This window comes from Alteromonas sp. 5NS40-0096 (genome assembly GCF_057544385.1).
This window is the reverse complement of sequence record NZ_BAAJLQ010000002.1, coordinates 349,848-372,810: the sequence shown is the minus strand read 5'-3', so window position 1 is coordinate 372,810 and position 22,963 is coordinate 349,848. Positions and strand designations below refer to the sequence as shown.

Genomic DNA, 22,963 nt, shown 5'->3' with positions numbered 1-22,963 from the left:
CTCAATCAACGAGCCGCATTTAAATGTGGCCTACATTTTAGGTCGCAATTTTTCAGCAATTAGTTTTAAGGTTCGAAAATGACTTCTGCCACTTCTTTCTTAGCGGAGACTCTAAACGAAGTAATCACACTTTTTTCATCAGCGTACGTAATGAAGTCTGTTCTAGGCGATAGTTCACCGAGCAACCTCATTTCATCCGTTTCCAGAGCGTAAGACCAAAGTTCAAAGTCATCATTGACGCCGTAGAGCGTCTCTCCTGCGACGACAAATCCTCTGTCGCTACCATGCTCCACGAGTGATTCGATAAGTTCATTTTCCAATGTGCTCGGACGCCAAATTCGGTCTAACTTGTCTTGAAACAATAGCTCGCCCGATGTGGTTAGTCTTGCAAATTTGACGGCGACATCAGTATTAACGTCAAACTCGCCAGTAGCCAAATCAAGCTGTGCGAACTTTACCACACCGTTTTCGCTTACATTGACATAGGCAATCTCATGTTCGCTATCCCATTCGAGTAGTTGGCTAATAGGCAGACTCGTCTCAATTGCCGTTACCTTCCCTTCGATTGTCACTTCGTAAAGTGTTTTCGTGGCATTCACCAAAAGCCGTTGGCCGTCTTTTGCCCAAACGATACCGTCTATATAGGAATCTTTGGGAAACGCTGTCAAGGGTACAGTTCTACCATTTTGCGACAACCACAACTGACTGCCTCCTGAACGGCTTGAAGTAAAAGCAAATGCCTCACCATTAGGCTGATACATGCCGTAGTATTCACCTACGTTTGAACGATGGAGGACTTGGCCATTCAGTTGTTGCCGTTTTGAATCAAAACTTGCCAGTTCGAAAGCAGCCAAATCACTATCGTAGTGGCCTGATATGACAAGCATACGCAATGCTTCAGGATGAAATACTGGTGACCCCACTGGTGTACTGAGAGGCAAAGATACTGAACTGACGCTGCCGTTTGACGCCAACCAGTACAACTGGTAACCCGTACTAAATATCATGTCGTCGTTCACATTGGTAAAGCGAGGAGAAATATAACGCTGTTTTGCGATGCTATCTGGGTATTGTATGCGGTGGCTACTAATCAACTGCCCATCTAAGCTAACTCGATCCAGGTAATATTCGCCATCCTCGTGAACCGCCGTGATCCCAAACACCTTTTGCTTTGCTGAGTAATCATAGGAGATGATGTTCCCACCACTCACTGTAAAAAGCACTTCCATTTGTTGTTCTGGCATCGCGTAACGGATGAGTCTCCACTGCCCCCCTGTTTGTTTTAGCAAAGCAACATCGGTATTGCTCAGCCAAAGTGGTCGTCTGATGCGAGAATGTTTACATTCGAGTTGTTGAGTGGGTGTTTGTGGGGCATCTAACGCTTTTTGAAAATCCAATGTCATCAAAAAATAGCACTTTTTCTGCGTGATCGGCGCTGTACAATCTTGCTCTTTCACAAATGCTAATGTCTTTCCATCTGGTGAAATACTGTGCCCACCGTAGGCTTCAAGTCGAGATGTAAGTTGAATCTCTTCCAATGTGTCGACATTTTTTGCCCAGATATTGTTGGTACATTGAACATCAGAATACCGATGAAACAGGATATATTGACCATCAGGTGAATACGCGCCCGAATGCTCTTTGTTGTCCGTTGCCGTTATGGTTCTGATTTCTTTGACAGTCAAACCCTCTGTATCGCTGTTCATAACCGCCATTATTGCAATAAAGGCAAACAACGCTGCGCCCCCCCCAACCGTCACCTTTTTTAATAGGGACGCAAACAACGATGTTTGCGCATTGTTATGCGGCAGCGATGATTCCGGATGAGGAGTTTCGACATCACTCTGCGGTTGTGCGCCTCTAATATGCACAACAGCTCCTTGCTCAGTGAGTTGCCAACGCACGTCACACTCTAGACTGTACCCTTGCTTCGCATGCGTCTTAATAATGTTCTGTTCTTTGCCATCATCGCCAAACGCCTTGCGCAACTGGGCGATACTACGTTGGAGTGTGTTGGGAGAGACAACGGTGTTAGCCCACACTTCGTCGAGCAAAGCATCTTGGCTCACCACCTGGCCTTGATGACGGGCTAAGTGAGTTAACACAGCTAATGCTTTGGGTGCTAGGGTTTGCGTTTTATTATTATGGGTAATTTGATTGCGAGGTAGGTCAACAAAAAAACCACCGATCCAAAATTGTTCTGACATAATTCCTCTTAAAGGCCGCAGCCTTAGATCGAATTAGCATAATCTCGCATAGACCCAAACTCAATCACTCGACTATTTCTAATCCAGTATTTAAGACAATCAGTCGAAATTCAGCGATAAATCAGTATGACGTCAAGCGTAATGAAAACACGTGAATTAGATTTCGTGACTATCATTCTTGTCAAACCCAAAAGGTACTGAAATGCGACGACTATTACTGACGACTTTGTTGTTATTTATTTTTTCCAGTGACGCTGCAACCCAATCTGAACACGGTTTTGTTATACCTCGTACTGATATCATCAATATCACAGACAATGCCACTCAAAAACACTATGAACTCTACGTTAAGCTACCTAGCAATTACGACGCCGGTGATAAACACTACCCCGTCGTTTACTACACCGATGCATATTGGCATATAGAAATACTCTCTGCGTTATCAGAATTTTTGTTTGAAGATGTCATTTTAATTGGTATCGCGTGGCAAACGAATAGCAACCCTCAATTGGTTGAAGAAGTCGGCCCTTATGTCAGTCGATTTAGCGATTACTCCTACGCCCCTTCAACAAATGAAGAGCACCAACAGAAATACCGTTTTGGTCAAGCTGCGCAGCACTTGGCCTTCATTCGCAACGACGTGATTCCTTTTGTCGATACAAGGTATCGCACAGATCCTTCCAAACGCAGCTACTTTGGTTATTCATTGGGTGGGGCTTTTGGGGCATATACTGTGATGAGTCTTCCAGATACATTTCACTACTATGTGCTGGGTAGCCCTTCTGTATGGCAGGACATAACACAATACACAACGCCTAAACCGGAAGGGATAGCTAGCCGAGCTAAAGTCTTTATTTCTCACGGCTCGACAGAAAACAAACTACAAACCAAGGTTGAAGCCTTTATCCAAATCCTAGAAAAACAACTTGTAGCGCCGGAATCCGTTCACTATCAAGTGATGAACGGAGACCATACTACTGCCTTCCCAGAAACCGCTGTCGAAGCAGTAAAGTGGCTATCGAGTTTGCAAACGGAACCTGTTGAGGTATCCGCACAGGATTAAAGTCCCCAAAAGCCGCTCTGACGAGCGGCCTTTAATCAGCGCCTTGGACAAGGCTCTTACATCGCGAGTTGCTGTGGTACAAGCCCTTGCCACCATCGCTCTTGCGTCTGTGGCGCCATCACGCCCATGACTTCGCCAACTTTGGGTGTAGACAGAACGACTTGATTGGTTTGTGCGGCAGCCAATACTCGCTCTAAGGGCTCGTACCAAGCGTGAAACGCCAGATCGAAGGTGCCATTGTGAATTGGGATCATGACACGGCCTTGGAGATCAAGATGCGCTTGCACGCTTTCTTCTGGCGTCATGTGAATATCAGCCCAGTCCTTGTCATAGGCCCCCGTTTCAATAAACGTTAAGTCAAATGGACCATAGCGGTTACCAATTTCAGCAAAACCCGCGAAATAGCCTGAGTCACCGCTGAAAAACACCTTGCCTCTTGGCGTATCGATTACCCAAGACCCCCAAAGACTTTTGTTGCCATCGGTTAAACCACGACCTGAGAAGTGTTTTGTTGGAGTGAACGCCACTTTCCCCACTGCGGTTTGCATTTCCTGCCACCAATCGAAACTTTGAATTTTCTCGGCGCTGACGCCCCACTTTTCTAAACTGGCTTCTACCCCGATGGGAACCAAAAACTGTTTGGTCTTCGCAACAAGCTTTTTAACAGAGTACTTATCTAGATGGTCGTAGTGATTGTGGGATACCAATACTTTATCGATCTCGGGCAATTCATCAATCGTCATTGGCGTATTGTGAAAACGCTTTGGCCCCATGAATGAAAATGGTGAAGCACGCTTACCAAAAACGGGGTCAAGCAACCAAAACTCGCCCATTACCTTGAGTAAAACAGAAGAGTGGCCAAACTTAACCACGTGTAATTCATCATCGGACAGTGCGAGCAGATCATCGCGGGTCAGTGTGCTAACAGGCAGTGCCTGGTCTGGAATTGCATGTACCTTTTTCTCAGTAAAATAACGCAATGTTAAGCGCAACATATCGCCGAGACTGCCCATATTAACGGGTTCAGTATTCTCGAACTTACCATTCACAACATTATCTCTTCCCGACAAATCCTGTGTGCTCTGGGCAACCAACTGACTATTCACTATATATGCTCCTACACACATGGCCGTAAGCACGACCATCAAACCAACGAAATATTTCATATCACACCAAAAGTAAACTACACAGTGTATTATAAGGATGAACACAAAAAAGTAAACTACATAGTGTATTATAATTTTTCGGTATCTTGCTGTGGGGTCACAAAATATTCACAGTGATTCGCTAAAGTTGCGAACATATCTCATGGGTCATAATGGTTGCCTCCCCCGACCTCTCTTTCTTTACCTCACTAAATAAAGACTCAAACTCGTCATTTTTTATTAATTGAACGTTCAATAAAAAGAAATATTAGTGTCACAAAAGTCACCTAGCATGATCCGCGGTTTCACACATTAAAAACAAACGGACTACTAGGAACACATTCAATGAACACATTTCCAAGCAAGAAAAGTTTTCTAGCACTATCAGTGCTAGCAGCCACCTCTTTGCCTGCTTTTGCGGCTGATGACGTCGCTGTTGATGAAGCAGAGATTGAAGAAGTTACCGTTGTTGGTCGCAGCGTATCTTACGCCAATAACGCGACTTCTGACGAAATGTTAAAACAACAAACCAGCATGACAAGCGTATTGTCTATCATCGATAACTTGCCCGGTGTACTAATCAATGAAGGTGATACATTTGGCTCTGATGATTGGTCTACTTCTATCGTTATCCGTGGCTTTCAAGTCAACTTGAACGAACAGCAAATCGGTATGACTATCGATGGCATCGCTAACGGTAACTCAAATTATGGCGGTGGTGCGAAAGCCAACCGCTACATTGATACAGAAAACACAAGAGGCGTTGAAGTGTCACAGGGGACAGCGGATATCGCGTCTCGTTCACATGAAGCACTCGGTGGGACAATCAATTTCACCACGATTAATCCAGGTGATGAAGAACGCCTAGTAGTCAGCGTAACAGGCGGTGAGTTTGATGCTTCAAAATACTTCATCCGTTACGAAACTGGTGAGATTTTTAAAGACACCTATGCGTGGGTAAGTGCATCAACTCAAGAAAGTAGCGATTTTATGGATCAGGTTGCTGAAAATACCCGAGACCATTTCGCGGCTAAAATTGTATCGACTATCAATGAAGTTAACCTGACGGGTTACGTAGCATACGATGATACTCACGAAGACAACTATCAACGTATCTATGGTCTAGACCAATATGCGCAAAATTCAGAATGGGACCAGCTCACCAGTGAATGGACAGGGATTCCTTATCAAGACCAAGCATTTCGCCGTGGCTGGTCGACCTTGCGCGAGAACATGTTTGCCTATTTACAGGCAGAGTGGACAATGGGCGCGGTAGACTTATCTGCCAATGTCTATTACCACGATAATGAAGGTCGCGGTGATTGGGTTCCGCCATATCTCGTCGACGTCACTGACGACGGTGCGGGTAACCCTCACTCTGAACTTAACGGCAATACCGTATTCGGTGGGCCATCTTTGGGCCAAATTTACTTTGTTAACGGCAATGGTGAACAGCTTTCGCCCATCGATGGTTGCCAAAGTTCACTTACCTTCCCATACGGTGGTGCCGGCCCTGAGTACGATCCAGGTTGTCACGAGCAAGGTGCAATCCCAGTAGGTTCATACCGTCACACTCACTATAAAAAAGAGCGTTTAGGTTTTAATGCCGACGCTACCTGGTATGCCAAAATTGGCGAATTTGATAACGTATTCCGCGCTGGTATTTGGTGGGAAGACTACGAACGCGAAGAATACCGTGATTGGCACAAGATCATTGATTCTGCTACCAGCTTCCGCTTTGACGAAAGACCTTACTGGATACAGTATGACCGTACATTCCCAGTCGATACGTTGATGTTCTACGCAGAAAACGAGATTGACTTTGGTTTTGCCAAAGTTCGCGTTGGCGCCAAGCAGTTTGACGTTGAGCTAGAAAAACAAGACAACTTCAACTCAGACAACGACCTACAGGTCAATTCAGATTCAGATACGCTGTTCTCTGCTGGTATCGTTGTACCACTGCCAGTTGAAGGGTTAGAAGCCTTTGCAGGTTATGGTGAAAACTTTGCCGCAATCAAAGATGCGCAACTAGAACGCGATGATGCTGACTTGCGTTTTATTCAACCAGAGACGGCAGATAACGTCGATTTAGGTCTGCGTTATTCTTCTCCTGGTTTCAATGCTAGCGTCACCTATTACAACATTGAGTTTAACAACCGCATCCAGTTCACGAGTAATGAAACGGCGTCTGGTATCGACTTCCTAGAAGCGGCGGCCGGTGGCTATCGCAATGTTGGTGGGATTAAATCAAGCGGTTTTGAACTCTCTCTTGACGTCATGTTAACCGACCACCTGAGCCTGTTCTCATCACTGACTATCAGTGAATCTGAATACGTAGGTACTATTGGCAACTCAGGAACGGTTTACGAATCGCTTGCTGCTGCTGAAGCCGCGATTGCGGATCCTAACAACCCAGAGTCTTCATTGGTGTCTATTGAAGGCAATACGGTATTAGGTACGCCAGATACCATGGGCGTTGTCAGCTTAGACTGGGCAAAAGATAACTATTTCGCAGGCTTGAGCACCAAGTACGTAGACTCTCGTTTCTTGGATATCTACAACGCCGCTGAAGTGGATTCTTACATTGTCAGTGACTTTTATGTTGGTGGCTACATCGACGGGCTTGGTGAGAGTATTGAAGAAATCGAGATTCGCTTCACCATTAACAACCTATTCGATGAAGACTATGCATCAACGATTGCACCGGGTGCATTCTGGATTGGCGCACCTCGTGCGGCAGCCTTGAATGCCAGAGTCACTTTCTAACCATTTGTGTGTCCAAGTACTGGCGGGTGCAAGCCCGCCTTTTTTTATTATGAAGAAAATCCCATTTATACTCTGCGCACTGCTAGCGTCAGCATCGGCGTCAGCCAGTGAACCCATCGACCACATACTCTTTGGTTCCTGCGGTCACCAAGACAAGGCTATGCCGATTCTCGACAGCATCATCGACGACCAACCAGACCTGTTTTTGTTTTTGGGTGACAACGTCTACGGTGATACTGAAGACATGCAATTACTCGCACAAAAATATCAAAAGCTAGGGCAAAAGCCGCGCTTCAAAAAATTAAGAGCAACGACCCCTCTTATTGCCATTTGGGATGACCATGATTTTGGCGAAAACGACGCCGGCAAAGGCTTTCCTCAAAAAGAAGCCTCCCGTCAAATTATGCTAGATTTCTGGCAAGAGCCAAAAACGTCACCTCGCCGCTCTCGCGCAGATGGAATATATACGTCTTATAAATACAACGAAGCTGACCAACGCATTCACGTTATCATGCCTGATTTGCGATGGAACCGTGACGACATCAATACTGTATCAAAGCTGACCTACGTCACCGAGCGTAAGTCAAAAAATATGGGACCGTATGCTGTCAGCGAAAACCCAACAGCCAGTATGCTGGGTGAAGCTCAATGGCAATGGCTTGAAACCGAATTATTGAAACCCGCCAAGATCAAAGTGATAGCGTCGAGTTTACAAGTACTGGCCGACTTTACTGGCTGGGAAGCGTGGGCAAATTTTCCACATGATATCAATCGGCTCAAATCCTTCATCAAAGACCATGGTATTAATGGCGTGATTCTGATTAGCGGTGATACCCATTGGGGAGAAGTTAGCTACTTACATGAAGGGTTAGATTATCCACTCTGGGAAGTCACGAGCTCAGGATTAACTGAAGAGTGGAAGGAAGTGAGCCCCAATAAAAATCGAATAGGTGCTTACACCCATCAGGTGAATTACGGTGCCATCGATATCGATTGGACGATGAGGGATCCGCTCATTTCTCTGTCATTAAAAGATGTCAATGGTGAAGTGCTCAACAAACACAGTTTTAAGCTTTCTTCGATTTCGCCTTATACACAGGATTAATTCACTATGCCAAAAGTGGGAATGGAACCCATACGCCGTAATCAACTGATTAGCGCTACAATAGAAGTGGTCGCGGATGTTGGTCTTCACGCCACGACAATCAGTCTTATTAGCAAACAAGCGGGGTTGTCTGCGGGGATTATCAGTCATTATTTTGGTGGCAAGCAAGGCCTAATTGAAGCCACCATGCGGTACTTGCTTGGCGAACTCCAAATAAAGCAGCAATTTGATACCCCATTAGCGAGGCTAGAGGGCATAGTGGATAGCAATTTTTCATCCGTCCACCGAACGCGTTCAGCAACAAAAACATGGTTGAGTTTGTGGGCACAGTCACTTCACGACAGCGGACTAAACCGATTACAAGAGGTCAATAAGCGCCGTCTTCAATCAAATTTAAGATTTAGTTTTTGTGAACTACTTCCCAAGCAGGAAGCCTACGAAATCGCCGACATGACAGCAGCCTTGATCGATGGCTTCTGGCTCCGTAGTGCTCTGAGCGATGCCGATGAAACGACGTTCCAAAACGCCTCAACGAGTATCAAACGCTTTATCTATCAACAGCTGGGGCATTGACGTTTAACCGTCAATGCCGCGACTCATTTACTCTGAGAATTGAACCTCACAGGCTCGACGGACCTCTTGTACAGTTGCTGGAGCATCAAATTGGAAAAGACCATCTAACCCTCTTTCCAGACGAGATGCTCGAATTGCGGCTTTAATTGCAAAGAACACGCTGGTTGCAAGAACTAAAGGCGGCTCCCCTACCTCTTTCGCAGACAGTAACTCATTCGGGTTATCTGGCACATTGGCTAAGTCCCTGGGGAATAAACTCACATTGAATTCCAACGGGATATTGGTCACACCCGGAGGCTTGTAGCGCCATGTATTCACTGTATTCAATCGGCCTTCGTGTTCACCCTCAGGTTCATACACCAACTTTTCGGTCATTACATAACCCACGCCTTGAATAAACGCCCCTTCGACTTGCCCAATGTCGAGTGCAGGGTTGATACTCCATCCCATGTCATACATTAGGTCCGCCCGGAGTATTTTTGTTTCTCCGGTCAACACATCGATTTCCACTTCGCTCACTGCAGCCGAATAAGTGAAACCACAAAATGAATCAAAAGAACCGGGAATCAAAAAGTCTGACACTTCAATACCGGGAATGGCTTCGTCTTGTGATTGCTTAAGTGATTTGTACTCCAATACCGGCATGGGATCTTCGCCGCCAGGTACCTTAGCGTTAAACGCTTCTACCAAGGAAACCCGCTCGGTATAAGCGAGTGCAATCAAGTTTTGCCAAATCAGTTTTTTCTGATGCTGCGTATTTTTCACTGGTATTTCAGTGGCCCAACCTTTCTCACCATAGTTCCAATAGTCAATTCCGTTGTCTTTGCACCATTGCTCTCCTTTCTCCGTTCTTACGTTCATAGCGAACGCCATTAAACGGTCACGTATACGCTCGCAGGTTTGTTTAACCGCAAGTCCGTTGTATGCGGTACCCGTTGAACCACCTGTGCTCGTGGGGTTGGGTATGACCTCAGTATTGGGTAAATTAATACGAATCAAATCCATAGGTACATTGAGAATGTAAGACGCAACCTGTTCAATCTTGGTGACCATGCCCTGCCCCATATCGACACCACCTTGATTGATCAATACCGAACCGTCGCCTGAAAAAATGGAGACCAAAGCGCTGGCTTGTTCTAGCTGAACAAGATTGTAACCAGAGCCGTATTTAACAGGTAAAATATAAATGCCCCGTTTTCGCCACTGGTTTTCACTGTTGTACTTGTCCACTTCAGCTTGCCTTACTTCGAAGTTCGATTGTTTGAGTAAGTAATGCCAAACATCTCGCATATAACAATAGGTCAAAGCCTGTCCGAATGGCGTCACGTCTCCTCGTTCATACAGATTTTTTTCTCGAACTTTGTGGGCAGGCATGCCAATCGCGTAAGCCGCATCATCGATGGCGTTTTCCGACATGAGTTTGCCTTGGATATCACCAAATGCTCTAAATGCGGTGCTCGGTGCGGTATTGGTCCGGCACACATCAATGCTGCTTCGAAAGTTAGGCACCATGTACGCATTATCGATTCGCGTTTGAATACAATTCGAAACGATAAATGAACAATCGTAGAAGGCGCCACCATCACCGTACATAGACAAATCGAATCCGCGAATCATCCCTTTATTAGCGGGGTTCACAGAACCATCGTCAATGGCGATTTGGTACTGGCCAAAATACCCGTGTCGTTTGCCGATCATCAGGGTATCGTTGTCCCTTGGCATCACTAGCCTCACTGGCTTTTGCACCGTGTGAGTTGCAACTGCCGTTGCCGCAGCAATGAACTTAGCCTGCTCAGTTTTTCCGCCGTAACCGCCACCTAACTGGCGGATGTGAACCCCCACTTGATTGTGCTCCTTACCCAACACCGCAGCGGCAGTTTGATGCATTTCCATTGGGCTTTGAGACGAAGGGTGAATATGAATCATTTCCCCTTCACCCGGCATACCCACACAACTTTGAGTTTCCATGTAGAAGTGCGCCTGTCCGCCACACTGCTGACTAGATGCCACAACCGTGCAGTTCGCCCCATCAATCTGCGTCGGATGGGTGGAAATCGCCGTACTCCCGGGCGTCACCGTTTGCGGTAACCAGTCAAACTGACTGTGATTGCGCACGATTTTCCAAATATGGCTGACGAACGGGGCGGTTTCAGGATAATCAGGGAAAATACTGCCTCTCGTGATCGCTTCTTTTAAATCGACAATGGGATCCTGCCACTCTGGTTGCCAATTCACCGGTGAATAATGCACGCAATATTGCGACACAAAATCCGCTAAATGTTGCATTTCGGCCTCATCTTCACCTACGACGAGTGCCAATGATTGTCCTACGTAGTTAACTTGTTCAATAGCGAAAACGGGTTGATCGCCTCCCATTCCTATCAATTTCAAGCCGTGTTCGGGAATATCACTCACCGTTATCAAACGCTCAAACTTGGGTTGTTGTGATTGCAAGTAGTCACTGAGCTCTTTCGCTGAGATCGGCCAGTTACCGGTTTCAGGGTGTTTGAAACAAAAGTTAGCTAACGCTTTTGTACTTTGTACAAACGCCGCATTTAAAGTCGATGTGGGCACTTCCATTTCATGCGTATACCTCACCTGTCCGGACGTTTGATAAAGCGCCATCAGTTTGACGTAAGGTTCAGATACGGGTGCCTTGAAGCCCTGCGATTTATAAGCCTGAGTGCCCTCACTCACCGGCCAATTCCCCCACGTAATATCGGTAGCAGTGCGGTCTTTCTCCGGCACGGATGCAGGGTTAATTTGAACCAATTTGGTCAGCATTGCTTTGTATGCATAGGCCTGGGTTAACGCCACTTTGTATTCGCGAGAAAATCCCTCGTCTTTCACCTCGGCCATACGTTTTTGCCAATGCACTAAAGCGCCATCGACTTCGGCTCCTAACATTAACAACCATTGGTTAAACGCTGCTTGATTTAAGGTTTTGCCCAACATGGCCTGTTCCGTTTTTTTCGCTCGCCAGGGAAACGGGGCAATGGCACCAAAAACCAGTTTGACTTCATTGATTGTCAACGATTCGGGATCCACATCTAGCCAGATACCTGAATTGACAATACTGTGTGCGTTAATATCTCTGAGGGCCACTTTTTGCGCTAGCACTAAAATCGCGTCATCGACTTGGGCGATGCGGTATGACAATAGCAAAATACCGTCTGTTTCCACTTGATTGTTAACCACGGCTTCAACCAATGATTGGCAAGACAGGGTCTGAATTTTTGCCGTTTGGGGACTAAAAAACGTGATCTGAGCATCAAGTGTATACAACACACTAAATACATCCGATGGAAAGGGTTCACCTGTACCATCGGCGATGTGTTTGAGTACCAACATGGTATTGCCTGCCAAGGTCGCAGCGTTGCGCACAATGGTCCCAGCGGTGCGATGAAGCATAAACTTCAGCGCACCAATGGCACTGGTTTCAGATATTGCAGGAAAGGCATCATTGATAAAGTCGAGCAGTTGCGTATAGGTTGTACCGCCTCCAAAGGTTAAGCTGCCCCGTTCTTGTTCAATGCCGTATAGCTCAGGAATACGACTCACATCAACCAGCACAGGACTTTTCAGGAAGTCCTCTACATAGATACCGAATGCAGTATTGGAATGCAGTAAATAAATGTCCTTTGCATCATACTGATGATAGATATCTGCCAGTTCATTCACACTGGTTGGCATCAACCATGATTGTTTGCTATTGACGATATCCACGGGACTCGCTTGCTGCTGCGCCCCCTCAGGAAAAGGAATAGTCACTTGACTGCCTACAGCTTGCGCTTTGACTTGGTCGTCAAGTAACAATTTCATCCGATTGTCTTCGTCTTCCGGCGACCAGTCTACGGCAAATGTTTTCATCGCCGTTAAGATTGGACGATAACCCGTACAACGGCAAAGGTTGCCATCAAATGCGTCCTCAATCTGTTTCTTTGTGGGGGACGAATAGTTTGCTAAAAACGCCGACATATTCATGACAAACCCCGTTGAACAATATCCACATTGGCTACCATTATTAACTGCTAAACGATAAGCAACGGGGTTAATACTCGGATCAATGGTTGGCACTTCACAACTGCTCACTGCGCCTGTTTCTTGGGTCGATAAGTTTTCGACATCAATTAACAACTCCGCATCTGGTGCAGTAAAACTCGATTGAGTGCGAACCTTGCCCGCTTGTTCGCGCTGCTCTCGTTTGACCACACCTTTGTGCTGCTGAGAATCGATTGCCAACGTAGTGTCCGTTCCAAACGGGGCTTTGGCACGGCTCGAGGCGAGTGTTTGCTGAGGATTTTTTGGCGGTAGTCTAACTGCGCCCCCCGTCCCCTCAACCGTGGTGATACTATAGCCATGTAAAGAACACACGGGTCGTAAACAGCTATTAATCGAGGCATGCGTTGCTTTGTTGGTGCTGTCATCCCATTTGGACAAAATCACGGTACAGGCGCCACAGCCACCTTGCCCGCAACCTTTCTTCGCTCCTGCAAGTTTCACTTCTGGTGAGCGCAGGTAATCGATTAACAATAAACTGGGCGAGGGGTTGGCGAGTTCAACAGGGTTGCCGTTGAGAAAAAACGTAATGGACTGAGCCATCAGACATCCTTATCTTTAGTTTGGTATGTCTAAAAGCGTAGGAGATAGATGCATCTCTGTCCACTTGATGGTGCATCTTTAAATTTAATTAAACGATTGTTTTAATTCTATAAATTCTATCGACCTAGCGATATTGAATCAGATCCCACAAATTGCCATACAAATCTTCAAACACAGCTACTGTTCCATAAGTCTGTTCACTAGGCTCGCGTACAAAGACAACACCCTGTTGTGAAAAAGAATGGTAATCTCGCCAAAAATCATCGGTTGATAAGAACAAACAGACTCGTCCACCTGTTTGATTGCCTATGGCGGCAACTTGCTCTGGTTTTGATGCTTTAGCTAGCAACAGGGTCGCGCCTTCGCTGTTAGCAGGTTTGACGACAACCCAGCGTTTGTCTTGCTCCACTTGATAGGTATCTTCAACCAATTCAAAAGCTAACTTTTGAGTGTAAAACTCAATGGCATCGTCGTAGTCTTCTACCACCAAAGTGATATGGGCTATTGCGTGTTTCATTGGTACTACAACCACCCTTTTGCGCGGGCGATTCGCGCCGCTTCAATTCGATTTTCCGCCCCGAGTTTACTCGATGCATTAGATAAATAATTGCGGACTGTGCCGGCTGAGAGAAACATAGCCGCTGCGATTTTTTCGGTACTCAAACCATCGCTAGCCAGTTTTAACACTTTTCGTTCTTTATCGGTAAGCGGATCGACTTGGTCAAACGCATCGACTACGAGCTCAGGGTCAACCACTTTGCGGCCTTGGGCTACGCGTCGAATGGCCATCGCCAGCTCATCACTCGGGGCATCTTTGAGTAAATACCCTTTAGCACCCGCTTCCATCGCGCGTTTCATGTAGCCTGCTCTGGCAAAGGTGGTCAATACAATGATTTTTGTTTTAAGAGATTTGTCTTGAAGTGTTTCTGCCAACTCTATACCGGACATTTTGGGCATTTCAATATCTGTAAGCAAGATATCGGGTTGAGTCTCTAAGACAAGAGATAAGGCCTCTTCACCATCTTGGGCCTGAGCGATCACCTCAAAATCATCTTCCAATGCGAGTAATGCTGAAAGCGCTCCTCGTAGCATATTTTGGTCTTCAGCAATCACAATACTGAGTGTTTTCATAATGGCATCCTTATCACGATCGTAAAACCAGCGGACGTGTCGAGTTCAAATTGTCCTCGAGCTTGCTCCACTCTCTCTTGAAGCCCAATTAACCCATTGCCTAACGTTGTCTGACTCACCTGCCCGTTATCAGAAAAGGTAAATGTCACAACATCGCCATTGTTTCTCAAAGCAAGTTTGACCAGATTGGCGTTGCTGTGACGCACGACATTGGTAACTAACTCTCTCAGCGCCAATGCCAGCGTTGAATTCAATGCCTGGGGTAATTCGCATTCGCCCGCTTTCACATCAAACTGAATATCCGATGACTGCAGTACCGCCTTAGCATTTGCTAGTTCAGCGTCAAAATCTCTAGATTTAAATCCTGTCACCGCATCCCTTACGTCACTTAAGGTCTCTCGACTGATTTTCTCTAAGTCTGCCAATTCGCGTTTTGCAGCCTCTATGTCTCTATCGGCGAGCTTATTGGCTAACTGAGCTTTCATGGTGATCATCGACAAGGTATGCCCGATCAAGTCGTGTAGGTCTCGCGCAATGCGCTCCCTTTCTGCCGTAGCGGCGACTCTCGATAACTCTTCTTGTGATAGTTTCAGCAACTTGTTTTTCTTTTCCATCTCTCTTTGATAAATGTTGATACCGCCTATCAAGGTGGTAAAAAACATAGCGGGAAAAGCAAAGAAAGGGTGAAGCGCTCTAATGTACGAATACAAGCCTATGTAAGCGATGATGAGTACCAAAGTGACCAAAGATTTCTTTGGGCTCCCGGCCTTGAATGCAAATGCGCCTGCGTAGACAAAAAAGACTGAGGAGCCTGGGCTATAATCGACAACAATACTGCCCAATGCACACATGATGAGAACCCCCACCAAGCCCATTTTGCTATCTTGCCAATACACCCAAAAATACAGGGCAACGAAAAACACGGCGCTGGATACAGTTACCACCCAATTTTCAATTGGCTGTGCTTCGATAAAAAAGGGAAAGAATAAAAAGCTTAAATAAACCAACCAGATATAGGGCAAATAACCTTGCCCTATATCTTCTGGTAGAAGCCTGCGATGCCATCGCAACAAAGTGGACTTCAAACTCATAACCAAACTAGTTCCTTGTATTGCTTCGTTTGAATAAACGCAATGCCAATGCAGTAAATAAGACAGTGTATGCAGCAAGTACCCCAATATGCAACCATACACTCTGCCCCATATCAAACCCTTGAACTTTAAGAACTAATTGCGCGAAGTGATAGGCTGGCATAAAGTTGGCAACCGAATGCATGATATCCGGCAATGTCTGAATCGGGATCCACAAGCCGGATAGAAAAGCCATCGGTAGATAAATCACGTTTACCAGGGCTGCTGATGCTTGCGCTTTCGCTGTCAGACCGATACACAACCCCATTGCACAAAATGGAATCGTACCCAACAACAGGATGCACCACGTCGATAACCACTGCGCAATCTCAAGTTGAACGTCGCCCAATGTGGCTCCCATCACAAAAATGCTCAGTGTAATCACACTTGCAAACCCCATTGCTGTCAATGCTTTAGCAAGAAAGTACAGCACCACTGGCATAGGGCTAACTTGTTTCATTTGTAACAACCCTTTGTCTTTCTCTACTGCAATGTCAGCCCCAAATGAGAAAAGGGCTGGCCCCATAACACCGAAGACGCCATAAGTTCCCAGCAGATATGCTGACATTTTTCCGTCCATACCTTGGTGACCAAATATGATTCCAAAGAATAAATAAAACATCAGAGGAAACAACAAGCTCGGCAACACATAGCTGGGTGTTCTCCAAGTTTTTAAGTTTTCCGTTTTGGCTTCCATGACAAAAATTTTGGTATACATAATTAGCGAACTCATGCTGCTTCTCCTTGTGCTGATTCTATTTTCGTATTCGTAGAAATGACTTTAACGGCTTGCTCCAGAGAGATAGGTGTAACAACCAAATCGCTAAAGTGGATATTGGCTTCTATTAAGCCTCGCAAGAAGGATTCGGGAGACAGACTGTGTACCACAATTTTGCCAGCTTGCATCGCAATCTCATCGCGAGTAAACATTGCTTGTAATTGTTCGACAGACGCATCGCATTGCAACAGCATTTTTCGTACTTGTATTCTGGCTTTAATCGCACTGGTAGTGTCGTTGAGTACCACCTGCCCTTCATGAAGCAATACGACTCTATCAGCCAAAGCTTCGGCTTCATCTAGATAATGAGTAGTGAGTACAATGGCGGTGCCTTGGTTTTTTAACGCTTGAATACAATCCCAAAAGACTCGGCGAGAATCGCTATCCAATCCTACCGTCGGTTCGTCCAACACCAGAACTTGAGGGGTTCCTATCAGCGCTAGAGCGAATAATAACCGCTGTTTTTGCCCACCGGATAACACGCTGATAAAGTCGTCAAGTATTGACTCTATCTTCGCTAGTTTGACGACTTCCTCAATTTGCACGGGATGTTCAAAGTAACTCGCAAACAAGCGAATTTGTTCAATAACCTTTAATTTCTCTGGTAACGACGCGGCTTGCAGCATGACTCCGATTTTTTGCTTGGCAGCGGCACTACCGGGCAAATGACCAAACACACTCACTTGACCGTTATCAGCTGATATCAAGCCTAAAACAATTGACATCAACGTTGTCTTTCCAGCTCCATTTTCGCCAAGTAGTGCAACTAATTCGCCGGGTTTCACATTGAACGATACGCTATCAAGTACCGTTTTTTGACCAAATCCTTTTTTGACGTTCTCGATTGAAATTGCATTGCCAGACAGTGTCATTTCCGTCTCTCCTTATTGATGATGACATCAGTATGGCCAGTTCTTAGTGTTGGCTGTAGAAAGGATTGTCACGAGTTTCATGTGACAAATGTCACACTCGTTTGATGGGATTTCACTCAACCAGTACCATCAATACTTGCATACTGCGCCACTGGCGCGTACTTTATAGAAAGACAAGGAAAGTCGACGAATAATTATCAGGAACATTTTTGTACTGAGTAATTGACCGTGTAACGTATGTAGGTCTTATTCATATTGAAACCAGACATTTTAATCACTCGCCCTGTCAGTATCCCTGACGCCATTCGGGTAAGTCGATATGCCAAGAACCCAGAACTTGGGCCTCGTATTCTTTTTTTCAGTGGCGGCAGTGCGCTGAACGATGTTGCACGCAAGCTGAAAAACTATACTCACAACGCTATCCATCTTGTCACGCCATTTGATTCAGGTGGTAGCAGTGCGGTTATCCGTGAACACTTTAACATGCCCGCTGTAGGTGATATTCGAAGTAGGCTAATGGCACTCGCTGATGAAACGGCACTGGGACATCCTGATATCAATCGGCTGTTTGAGTATCGCTTTAATAAAGCCGCTTCCAATGCCGATTTATTGCAACGATTACAATCGATGATTGGTTGTACTGACGAGTTAACCAAAGACATCGCAAACCCGATGCAAACGATTATCGTTAACCAATTGCAGTACTTTGTCGATGCCATGCCAGATACCTTTGATTTACGCGGTGCCAGTATTGGTAACCTTGTGTTAGTCGGCGGTTATTTGAATCAGGGTCGTCAGCTCGATCCAAGTATCTTTCTTTTTTCAGAGTTGATTAATGCCAAAGGTATCGTAAGGGCGATTACCGAAGACAATTATCACTTAGCAGCAGTACTGGCCGATGGCACGCAGGTATTGGGGCAGCACCAACTCACGGGGAAAGAAAGGCCACCCATTTCAAGTCCTATTCGAAAATTAAAACTCACCAAAGACTTAGACAGTCTGAGCCCGGTAAAAAGCAATTTAGAACCTCACAACAAAACGTTGATAAGCGAAGCAGAGTTAATTTGCTATCCCCCCGGTAGCTTTTACACCAGTTTAGCGGCAAACCTCCTACCTTATGGTGTGGCAGAAGCCATTGCTAATAATCCTGCGCCCAAAGTTTACATCCCAAATCGAGGCCATGACCCCGAACAACACGGCATGTCATTGGCTGACCAAATTGACACGCTAATCACGAGGCTACAAGGGCAATTTGACCACCCAGTCGCGCCCGATAGATTGCTGAATTTTGTCCTCATTGATGACAAAGACGTCATTAAAAATGCGCAAATAGATGAAGCCGCACTTGAATCCATGGGTATTCAAATTATTCGGACGTGTCTAACCAAACAAATGTATGACCCGATTTACGACAGCCATAAACTTGTCGAAACCTTAATGTCATTGGTTTAATCCCCTTAATATCCAATCAGAAACAGGGTTAATACCTGTGCTGAAGCAGTCATTCGAGACGACTTCTACCCAGCCCCAACTACATTCTACTATAACTTAAAGCAACAAATACCCGCAAAATTAACCATCAACAAAAATAGTTAAAAACCAAAATAAAACCTGTAAAAATCAATAAAACTTGATCTAAAGTTCAATTTATGCCCAAAATATAATTAGTATACGAATTATTAGAGATAAAATAATTCGTTTTAAATTTATTTTACATAGCCATGGGTAAAGATGAGTTATTTTTCACTTTTCATATATTTCTTGGTAATGCTGGGTATAGGCGTGTTTGCCTACTTTCGCTCGACGTCGAATCAGTCCGAATATTTACTAGGTGGGCGCTGTGTAAGCCCGCAAGTCACGGCCTTGTCGGCAGGTGCTTCGGATATGAGCGGTTGGATGCTGATGGGATTGCCTGGCGCGATGTTTGTGATGGGCTTCGAAAGTAGCTTGATAGCACTTGGCTTGCTCGTCGGTGCATTTTGTAACTTCGTGCTTGTTGCGCCTAGGCTGCGTGTTTTTACCGAGCAAACCAAAGATTCCCTGACCATACCAACATTCTTTTCAAACCGTCTAGGCAGTGAAGGGGCATTTGTGCGGATCTTGTCTGCGGTTGTAATCGTGATCTTTTTTACTTTGTATACCGCATCAGGACTGGTTGCGGGAGGAAAATTGTTTGAGACTGCATTCGGCGCAAGTTTCGTATCCGGCGTTGTCATCACCATGCTAGTCGTTGTTGGCTATACCCTTCTTGGTGGCTTTCTTGCCGTTAGTCTCACCGATTTTGTACAAGGCTGTATTATGTTCGTAGCTCTTGTTCTCGTTCCTGTTGTTGCATTTGGAGAATTCCAATCAGGGCAAACCATGATAACGGCGGCGTATCAATCCATACCGTCCTTTTCATCGGCACTAACAGACATAACCGCGGTGGCGATGCTTTCGAGCTTCGCTTGGGGACTAGGCTATTTCGGCCAACCGCATATCGTAGTCCGTTTCATGGCTATTCGGTCGGTTAAAGACATTAAGACGGCAAGACGAATCGGTATGAGTTGGATGGCGGTGACGATTATTGGTGCCCTTGGAACTGGCCTGATAGGCGTTGCTTACGTCAATCACTATGGCCTGCAGCTCAGCGACCCTGAAACGATTTTTGTGGTTTTCGCAGATATTCTTTTCCATCCTGTTATTAGTGGCTTCTTAATGGCTGCCATTCTCGCAGCGATCATGAGCACCATTTCATCTCAGCTATTGGTATCAGCGAGCTCATTGGTTGAAGACATCTATGGATTGGTTGATAGCCACCAAACTGGCAACCGAGTAGTGCTACTAAGCCGATTAGGCGTATGTACTGTAGCGCTCTGTGCGATGGCAATTGCGCTTAGCAACAATACGAGTGTTCTGCAGTTAGTCAGTAGTGCCTGGGCGGGATTCGGTGCTGCTTTCGGACCGCTGTTACTCGCATGCCTGTACTATAAAAATTTAACCGAGCGAGGTGCGGTTAGCGGCATTATTACTGGCGCGCTAGTGGTACTTTTTTGGCGCTACGCGCCAGTCCTATCAAATGGTCAAACACTCAGTAGCACCATGTATGAAATCATCCCGGGCTTTGTAATGAGTGGCTTAACTATTGTTCTGGTAAGCGCTTTTGAACGCAAGCCTAATAGCGAAGCTGTAGATTCGTTCGAAAAAAGTCACATTCAATTTTTAAAACAAACAAGCTAGGTATTCCCAATGACACATAACTGGAAACGCATCGTAATCAAGGTCGGGAGTGCGCTGATTGCCCCCAACCAAAATGGTTGCGAAACCCTGTACCTATCAAACATCGCAAACTTTATTATGCAATGTCGTGCGAACGGCATAGAGGTGATTTTGGTTTCCTCGGGTTCTGTGGCGTCGGGCTCACACAAGTTTCCCGCGCAAAAGGACTCCAGAGCCGTAAAGCGAGCAATGGCTGCAACAGGTCAAACACAAATGATGGCGGTATGGGATAAACTGTTTGACTGTCCGACAGCACAAATATTGTTGACTCATGACGACTTACGCGACCGAAATCGTTATGAAAGTGTTAGAGAAACCCTATTCAGTTTACTCGAAAACGACGTGCTTCCTATCGTAAATGAAAACGACTCAGTTGCGACAGAGAACGCTAAAGTTGGTGACAATGACAACTTGTCCGCCATGGTTGCGGCAGCGAGTGAGTCTGACATCCTCATCATGTGCTCTGATATTCAGGGGCTGTACACAGCCAATCCGAATACTTGCTCTACTGCAACCCTTGTAACTGACGTAGAAATAATAGACCAATCGGTTTACGACATGGCTGGCGGCGCTGATTCAAAAGGCGTCGGTACCGGCGGTATGAAAACTAAAATTCAAGCGGCAGAGAAAGCCACCTCGCATGGTATTGAAACTTTTATTGTCGACGGTTTTAGTGCGGATACCTTTACCGCGCTATCACTTGGCAAGAATCCCGGCACAAAATTTCACAGTGTACACAGCCCAATGGAAGAGCATATTCACTGGATGACCTATACCTCGTATGCCCAAGGTGAGGTTGTTTTAGAAGAAAATGTAAACGCCAAAAGTGATTCAGATATCGAAAAGCTCACCAGTGAACGCGTGCTCTCTGTGGAAGGAGAGTTTGCGCCGGGTGACACCATTCTCATTCGAACACAAGATGGTCGCAAAATCGCCAAAGCTCAAACCAACTATGGTAGCTGCTTACTGAGTTTTCTCGCGGAGCAGTCTGTCACCCCTTTTGACGAGACAGCACAGCAAGTAAAAGCACCTCTCGTTGCAGAACAACACATCGCTTTATTGGAGTAAAACATGATATCAATGCAAAACCTAGCTCGGAACGCAGCCCGTGCCGCTCGCCAACTTTCAACGATCGATGAAACCATCAAAAACGCAGTGTTAAATGACATGGCGAGTGCCTTGGTTATCAATCAACAAGCAATATTAACTGCAAATCAGCTTGATCTCGACAATGCGCTAAAAAACCAGTTAACACCAGCTATGATAGATAGGTTAACCCTTGATGAGCAAAGAATTAAAGAGATGGCTGATGGCTTGAGAACGGTTGCTAACTTGACCGATCCTGTCGGTTCGACACGAGAAGTCAGTATTCGGCCCAATGGTATTAAGGTACAAAAGATGCGCGTTCCTCTCGGTGTGGTAGGAATGATTTATGAAGCTCGTCCCAATGTAACAGCCGATGCAGGTGCCTTGTGCTTTAAATCAGGCAATGCCGTCATACTTCGCGGTGGCAAAGAGGCGTTAAATAGTAGTAAAGCGATTGCCGCTATTTTGCATAGTGTACTCAGACAGCATCATTTACCCGAGGCGCTAATTACAGTTGTGCCCAACCCTGACCGCCAACTGATGCTCGAGCTTCTTCAGCTAAAAGACGATATCGATGTGATTATTCCAAGGGGTGGCGAAGGGCTAATTCAATATGTCACTGAGCACAGTCAAATTCCTGTGATTCAACATTTTAAAGGCGTGTGTCATCTTTATGTCGATAAAGATGCGGATTTTGATACAGCGTTAGACTTACTCCTCAACGGCAAAACACAAAGAACCGGGGTTTGTAACGCCTTAGAGGGCTTACTGGTTCACAAAGACATTGCCGCCACCTTTTTACCTCAGGTGGCAAAAGCATTAGCCAAACACAATGTAAAAACCCATACCTGTGCACAAGCATTACATTACTTTCCCGAGGCTTCGCTCATCAATGAACTGGATTTCGGCCAAGAATATCTCGCTCTCGAGTTAGCGATTCGCGTCGTCGACAATATGAACCAAGCACTTGATCACATTGCCACTTTTGGGAGTAATCATACAGAAGTAATTTGTACACAAAACGATATGACAGCCCACTTATTTCAAAGGGCAGTCGATGCATCAGTGGTCATGGTAAATGCGTCATCGAGATTCTCCGATGGCAGTCAACTTGGTCTTGGGGCTGAAATTGGTATTGCCACGACTAAACTTCACGCCTATGGTCCTATGGGTTTAGAGGCGTTAACTACAGAGAAATATCTAGTCACGGGCAACGGCCAAATTCGTGCTTAACCCCAAAAGAGGTA

16 protein-coding genes are annotated in these 22,963 nt (G+C 45.7%); 8 read left to right on the top strand and 8 right to left on the bottom strand.

Annotated features, from left to right (window positions below; all coding sequences use genetic code 11):
- Positions 1–65: 65 nt before the first annotated feature.
- Positions 66–2,207, bottom strand: a complete 2,142-nt coding sequence (locus AC27G9_RS07540) for a winged helix-turn-helix domain-containing protein (RefSeq protein WP_487072678.1) — start codon at positions 2,205–2,207, stop codon at positions 66–68.
- Between the two features lie 202 nt (positions 2,208–2,409).
- Here AC27G9_RS07540 and AC27G9_RS07535 point away from each other — a divergent pair, with 202 nt between their 5' ends.
- A complete protein-coding gene (locus AC27G9_RS07535; protein WP_487072676.1) occupies positions 2,410–3,270 on the top strand; it encodes an alpha/beta hydrolase in 861 nt (286 codons plus the stop codon).
- Between the two features lie 56 nt (positions 3,271–3,326).
- Here the strand turns inward: AC27G9_RS07535 and AC27G9_RS07530 are convergent, their stop codons facing one another.
- Positions 3,327–4,436: an MBL fold metallo-hydrolase gene (locus AC27G9_RS07530; protein WP_487072674.1), complete on the bottom strand. Its 1,110-nt coding sequence runs from the start codon at positions 4,434–4,436 to the stop codon at positions 3,327–3,329.
- A gap of 324 nt (positions 4,437–4,760) precedes the next feature.
- Between AC27G9_RS07530 and AC27G9_RS07525 the strand changes: the two genes are divergently transcribed.
- From AC27G9_RS07525 to betI, 3 genes are read left to right on the top strand one after another with little or no spacing between them, the layout of a single operon-like run.
- Positions 4,761–7,181 carry a TonB-dependent receptor domain-containing protein gene (locus tag AC27G9_RS07525; protein WP_487072672.1) on the top strand — a complete coding sequence of 807 codons (2,421 nt, stop codon included), beginning with the start codon at positions 4,761–4,763 and terminating at the stop codon, positions 7,179–7,181.
- 49 nt (positions 7,182–7,230) lie between these two features.
- Positions 7,231–8,286, top strand: a complete 1,056-nt coding sequence (locus tag AC27G9_RS07520) for an alkaline phosphatase D family protein (RefSeq protein ID WP_487073649.1) — start codon at positions 7,231–7,233, stop codon at positions 8,284–8,286.
- 6 nt (positions 8,287–8,292) lie between these two features.
- Entirely contained in the window at positions 8,293–8,859 is a 567-nt protein-coding gene (betI, locus tag AC27G9_RS07515; RefSeq protein ID WP_487072670.1) for a transcriptional regulator BetI, read from the top strand.
- Between the two features lie 27 nt (positions 8,860–8,886).
- Here betI and AC27G9_RS07510 read toward each other — a convergent pair whose 3' ends face one another.
- The 6 genes from AC27G9_RS07510 to AC27G9_RS07485 form a co-directional block, all read right to left on the bottom strand.
- Entirely contained in the window at positions 8,887–13,461 is a 4,575-nt protein-coding gene (locus AC27G9_RS07510) for a molybdopterin cofactor-binding domain-containing protein (protein ID WP_487072668.1), read from the bottom strand.
- A gap of 124 nt (positions 13,462–13,585) precedes the next feature.
- The gene (locus tag AC27G9_RS07505) at positions 13,586–13,978 is read right to left on the bottom strand and encodes a VOC family protein (RefSeq protein ID WP_487072666.1); all 393 of its coding nucleotides are present in this window, start codon (positions 13,976–13,978) and stop codon (positions 13,586–13,588) included.
- Positions 13,979–13,983: 5 nt separating this feature from the next.
- Positions 13,984–14,592: a response regulator transcription factor gene (locus AC27G9_RS07500; RefSeq protein ID WP_487072664.1), complete on the bottom strand. Its 609-nt coding sequence runs from the start codon at positions 14,590–14,592 to the stop codon at positions 13,984–13,986.
- On the bottom strand, positions 14,589–15,683 hold the full coding sequence (locus AC27G9_RS07495) for a sensor histidine kinase (protein WP_487072662.1): 1,095 nt from the start codon (positions 15,681–15,683) through the stop codon (positions 14,589–14,591). The genes AC27G9_RS07500 and AC27G9_RS07495 overlap by 4 nt, the downstream gene beginning before the upstream one ends.
- Before the next feature lie 7 nt (positions 15,684–15,690).
- Positions 15,691–16,455, bottom strand: coding sequence for an ABC transporter permease (locus AC27G9_RS07490; protein ID WP_487072660.1), 765 nt, complete (start codon positions 16,453–16,455; stop codon positions 15,691–15,693).
- Positions 16,452–17,372, bottom strand: a complete 921-nt coding sequence (locus tag AC27G9_RS07485) for an ABC transporter ATP-binding protein (RefSeq protein ID WP_487072658.1) — start codon at positions 17,370–17,372, stop codon at positions 16,452–16,454. The genes AC27G9_RS07490 and AC27G9_RS07485 overlap by 4 nt, the downstream gene beginning before the upstream one ends.
- Positions 17,373–17,627: 255 nt before the next feature.
- Here AC27G9_RS07485 and AC27G9_RS07480 point away from each other — a divergent pair, with 255 nt between their 5' ends.
- From AC27G9_RS07480 to AC27G9_RS07465, 4 genes are all read left to right on the top strand, one after another.
- Positions 17,628–18,824, top strand: a complete 1,197-nt coding sequence (locus AC27G9_RS07480) for a GAK system CofD-like protein (RefSeq protein WP_487072656.1) — start codon at positions 17,628–17,630, stop codon at positions 18,822–18,824.
- Between the two features lie 279 nt (positions 18,825–19,103).
- On the top strand, positions 19,104–20,591 hold the full coding sequence (putP, locus tag AC27G9_RS07475) for a sodium/proline symporter PutP (protein WP_487072654.1): 1,488 nt from the start codon (positions 19,104–19,106) through the stop codon (positions 20,589–20,591).
- Between the two features lie 9 nt (positions 20,592–20,600).
- Positions 20,601–21,698 carry a glutamate 5-kinase gene (gene proB / locus AC27G9_RS07470; RefSeq protein ID WP_487072652.1) on the top strand — a complete coding sequence of 366 codons (1,098 nt, stop codon included), beginning with the start codon at positions 20,601–20,603 and terminating at the stop codon, positions 21,696–21,698.
- Positions 21,699–21,701: 3 nt separating this feature from the next.
- Positions 21,702–22,949, top strand: coding sequence for a glutamate-5-semialdehyde dehydrogenase (locus AC27G9_RS07465; protein WP_487072650.1), 1,248 nt, complete (start codon positions 21,702–21,704; stop codon positions 22,947–22,949).
- The last annotated feature ends 14 nt before the right edge of the window (positions 22,950–22,963 follow it).